This is a genomic window from Caulobacter sp. B11, from assembly GCF_002737765.1.
Lineage (GTDB): Bacteria > Pseudomonadota > Alphaproteobacteria > Caulobacterales > Caulobacteraceae > Caulobacter.
The window spans coordinates 1-4,643 of the sequence record NZ_PEGG01000082.1 but is presented as its reverse complement, the minus strand read 5'-3'; the positions used below and the strand labels follow the sequence as shown (position 1 = coordinate 4,643).

Annotated in this window: 2 protein-coding genes and 2 pseudogenes; all 4 read left to right on the top strand. The window is 68.1% G+C overall.

Annotation, left to right across the window (positions count from 1 at the left end; all coding sequences use genetic code 11):
- A pseudogene (locus tag CSW58_RS04955) lies at positions 1-265 on the top strand (TonB-dependent receptor); the annotation flags it as partial.
- Positions 266-352: 87 nt separating this feature from the next.
- On the top strand, positions 353-1,465 hold the full coding sequence (locus CSW58_RS04950; RefSeq protein ID WP_099446545.1) for an alkaline phosphatase D family protein: 1,113 nt from the start codon (positions 353-355) through the stop codon (positions 1,463-1,465).
- 104 nt (positions 1,466-1,569) lie between these two features.
- Positions 1,570-3,783, top strand: coding sequence for a S9 family peptidase (locus CSW58_RS04945; RefSeq protein ID WP_099446544.1), 2,214 nt, complete (start codon positions 1,570-1,572; stop codon positions 3,781-3,783).
- Positions 3,784-3,863: 80 nt separating this feature from the next.
- Positions 3,864-4,643: pseudogene (locus CSW58_RS04940) on the top strand (DUF6065 family protein); the annotation flags it as partial.

The following is a 4,643-nucleotide window of genomic DNA, read 5'->3' as shown; positions in this document are numbered from 1 at the left end:
GCGCTACTACACCTATGAGAACATCGGCGGCTTGGCCCCTCGACCCACGGTGGCCGACCTGACCGTGGGCTACCGCTTCGCCGACGACGACGCCTGGACCAAGGGCATGGAGATCCAGGCCAACATCACCAACCTGACCGACGAGGACTATATCTCGACCATCGGTTCGGGCGGCATGGTCGCCAATGACGCCGCCGGCACGGCCCAGACGGTCCTGACCGCTCCGCCGCGTCAGTTCTTCATCTCGGTGAAGAAGGCGTTCTAAGCCGACGAACCTATCAAGCTTGGGGCCGGGAGGAGACTCCCGGCCCTTTGTCGTTCAAGCTTGAACTCAAGAATGAGGAAACGCCCCGTGACCGATCTTTCGCGCCGCAGCGCCCTTGGCCTATCGGCCGCCGCCCTGGCGATCGCGCCGGCGGCCCGCGCCGCGACCGTCGACGCGCCGCACAAGGCCCTGGACCGCGCCCTGACCCGCATCGCCTTCGGCTCCTGCGCCAACCAGGCCAAGGACCAACCGATCTGGGACGCGATCCTCGACCAAAAGCCCGACCTGTTCGTGTTCCTGGGCGACAACATCTATGCCGACACCCGCGATCCCAAGGTGATGGCGGCCAAGTACGCGGCCCTGGCGGCCAAGCCCGGCTTCAAGCGCCTGCGCGACACCACCCCGCTCATCGCCATCTGGGACGACCACGATTTCGGCGAGAACGACGCCGGCGGCGACTATCCCATGAAGGCCGAGAGTCGTCGTCAGTTCTGCGACTTCTGGGGCGAGCCGGCCGACTCGGTGCGCCGCACGCGCGACGGCGTCTATGCCGCCTATGTCTTTGGCCCCGAGGGCCAGCGCGTTCAGATCATCCTGCCCGACCTGCGCTGGAACCGCACGCCGCTGGTCGAGAAGACCTTCAAGGGCGGCTACAAGGCCTGGGCGATCAGCCACGGCCTGTCGGGCAAGGAAACCCCGGGTCCCTATGACCGCATCCCCGACCTGGACGCCACCATGATCGGCGAGCCGCAATGGACCTGGCTGGAGACCCAGCTGGCCCAGCCCGCCGATCTGCGGATCTTCGGCTCGAGCCTGCAGGTGCTGGCCGATTTCGCCGGCTGGGAAAGCTGGATCAACTATGCCCGCGACCACCAGCGCCTGTTCGACGCCATCCGCCGCCAGCGCGCCGACCGCCTGATCTGTATCAGCGGCGACACCCACTATGCCGAGGTCTCGCGACTGGACACCAACGTTCCCTACCCGATCTGGGACATCACCTCCTCGGGCCTGACCGAGGTCTGGCCGGTGACGCCGCCCAACGCCCTGCGCGTGTCTCCGGTGCTGCGCGAGCGTAATTTCGGGATGATCGAGATCGACTGGCGCGGCGCCGCGCCGGTGGCGACCGTGACGGTCCATGACGAAAAGGGCGCGGTGAAGATCACCCAGGTGGTGGAAACGGCGGGGCTGAAGGTCAGCTGATCCAGGCCCGCGGCCTGAACAGGGGCTGTCGGCGACGGGATTGCGGCCGCCGCCCGACTTTTCCCTGCTGACAACCCCGCGCGTCGCCACTAGCGTCCCGCGCCATGATCAGACCCTCGCTTTCCGCCCTCGCGGCGTGCCTCGCCCTGTCATCGCCGGTTCTGGCGCAAAAGCTGCCCCCGGAACGCGTCTTCGCCGATCCGGGCCTCAACGGTCCCACGGCCAAGGGCGTGGCCCTGTCGCCGGACGGCAAGCGCGTCACCTATCTGAAGGCCAAGGCCGAGGCCGCCAATGTCCAGGACCTGTGGGCGGCCGACGTGGCCGGTGGCGAGCCCTATCGCCTGATCGACTCGGCGGCGCTGTCGTCCGGCGACAAGGAACTGTCGGAGGCCGAGAAGGCCCGCCGTGAGCGGGCCCGGGTCTCGTCGCGCGGCATCGTCGAATACAGCTGGGACAGCCAGGGCCGCTTCATCCTCGTGCCGCTCGACGGCGACCTCTATCTGGACAGCGTCGCCGACGGCACGGTCAGCCGCCTGACCCAAACCCCCGGCGACGAGGTCGACGCCAAGGTCTCGCCCAAGGGCGGCTTCGTCTCCTATGTCCGCGACCAGAACCTCTATCTGAAGCCGATCACCGGCGGGGACGAGCGCGCCCTGACCACCGACGGCAAGGACACCCTGTCGTTCGGCGTCGCCGAGTTCATCGCCCAGGAAGAACTGGACCGCGCCACCGGCTACTGGTGGTCGCCCGATGAGCGCCTGATCGCCTATACGCGCGTCGACGAAAGCGGCGTCGATGTCGTACCGCGCGCCGACATCGGCCCCGGCGGCGCCACGGTGATCAACCAGCGCTATCCCCGCGCCGGCCGCCCCAATGCCGTGGTCGACCTGTTCGTCCAGGACCTGGCCACGGGCAAGTCGGTGCAGGTCGATCTCGGCGCCGACAAGGACATCTATGTCGCCCGCGTCGACTGGTCGGCCGACGGCAAGACCCTCTATGTCCAGCGCCTCAGCCGCGACCAGAAGACCCTCGACCTGATCGCCTTCGACCCCGCCACCGGCCAGGGCCGGACGATCCTCAAGGAGACCGACGCCCACTTCATCGAGGTCGCCGACGACTTCCACCCCTTGAAGGACGGCAGCTTCCTGCGGTCGTCGGAGGCCTCCGGCTTCAACCACCTCTATCGCTACGCCGCCGACGGCAAGCTGATCGCCCAGCTGACCAAGGGCGACTGGCCGGTCGGTTCGGTGGAGGGCGTCGACCAGAAGCGCCAGGTGGTGATCTTCGGCGCCTCGATCGATACGCCCCTGGAGCGCCGGCTCTACGAGGTCTCCTTTCGCAAGCCCGGCGCGCCCAAGGCCCTGACCCCGGCGGGCGGCTGGTGGACGGCCAAGGTCGCCCCCAACGGCGCCTTCGCCGGCAGCTATAGCGACCCCAAGACCCCGCCCCAGACCGCCCTCTACGCCCCCGACGGCAAGCGCGTCCGCTGGATCGAGGAGAACCGGCTGGCCGAGGGACACCCCTACTGGCCCTATGCCGCGACCCTGACCACGCCCGAATTTGGCGCGCTGAAAGCCGCCGACGGCGAGATCCTGCACTATTCGATGCTCAAGCCGTCGGACTTCGACCCCAGCAAAAAATATCCGGCCATCGTCTCGGTCTATGGCGGCCCTCACGCCCAGCGCGTCAGCAAGACCTGGCAGAGCGCCGGCGAACGCACCTATGTCGAGGCCGGCTACATCGTCTTCAAGCTCGACAACCGCGGCAGCGCCAACCGCTCGGCCAAGTTCAAGCGCGCCCTGGATCGCCGCCTCGGCACGGTCGAGGTCGAGGACCAACTGGTCGGGGCGGCCTATCTCAAGACCCTGCCCTATGTCGACGCCGACAAGCTGGGCGTCATGGGCTGGTCCTACGGCGGCTTCATGACCCTGATGATGCTGACCGCCGACAACAGCCCATTCAAGGCCGGCGCGGCGGGCGCGCCGCCCACCGAATGGAGCCTCTACGACACCGCCTATACCGAGCGCTACATGGGCAAGCCGGAGGAGAACAAGGACGGCTACGCCCGCTCCGACATCCTCAACCGCCTCGACAAGCTCAAGCCGGGCAGCCTGCTGCTGCTGCACGGCATGGCCGACGACAATGTGATCTTCGAAAACAGCACCCGGGTGATGGCCGCCCTGCAGAAGAAGGCCATCCCGTTCGAAATGGCCCTCTATCCCGGCGAGCGCCACAGCGTCGGCGGCAGCAAGCCCAAGGGCCTCAGCGTGCTGCGGACCCATCTGGAGTTCTTCGGCCGCAAGCTGAAAGGGCAATAGGCGCCGGCCCCGTCCGCCGCCCTTACCCGGCGGCGGACCCCATGTCATAAGGCCGCGTCGGCAGCGGACGAGGGCTTGAGATGAGGAAGCGGTTGAAGGGATCGGCGCCGGAGCGTCCCCGGGGCGCGCCCGTCCGCGCGGCCGAGACCGAGCTGGTCTGCTATGTGCGCGAGGGCTGGTCGCCGCGCGTGGCCCCCGCCTCGCCCAAGCGCGACTGGATGAGCGCCACGCCCGAGAGCTTCGCCTATCGCTGCCTGCCCCTGGCCATCGCCAACACCCATGGTTGGGAAATTCTGAGCCCCTGCGGCTTCGCCGCGCGCTGGACTGGCGGGGTCGGCGCCGAGTGCGTCGAGATCGTGCTGGATCCGGGCGCCGATCCCCGCAAGGCCCCGGTCTCGCTGTTCGGCAGCGGTACGCTCACCTTTCATGTCGACGGCATCATGCGCACCTCGGAGGGCTGGAACCTCTGGGTCGGCGGCCCGCCCAACGCCATGAAGGACGGCATCGCCCCGATGGGCGGGGTGATCGAAACCGACTGGTCGCCCTATACCTTCACCATGAACTGGCGCTTCACCCGGCCCGACGCCTGGGTTCGGTTCGAGGAGAACGAGCCGTCTGCTTCTTCTTCCCGACCCCGCGCGGGGTGCTGGACCGGCTGAAGCCCGAGCTGCGCCCGCTCGAGGACCAACCCGAGCTGCTGGCCTCCTTCGACGCCTGGAGCGCCTCGCGCGCGGCCTTCCAGGACTGGATCAAGCAGAACAATCCCAAGGCCCCCGCCGACCAGTGGCAGAAGCTCTACTATCGGGGCCTGCATCCCGAGGGTCAGCCCGGCGCGCCCGACCATGAGTCCAAGCTGCGGC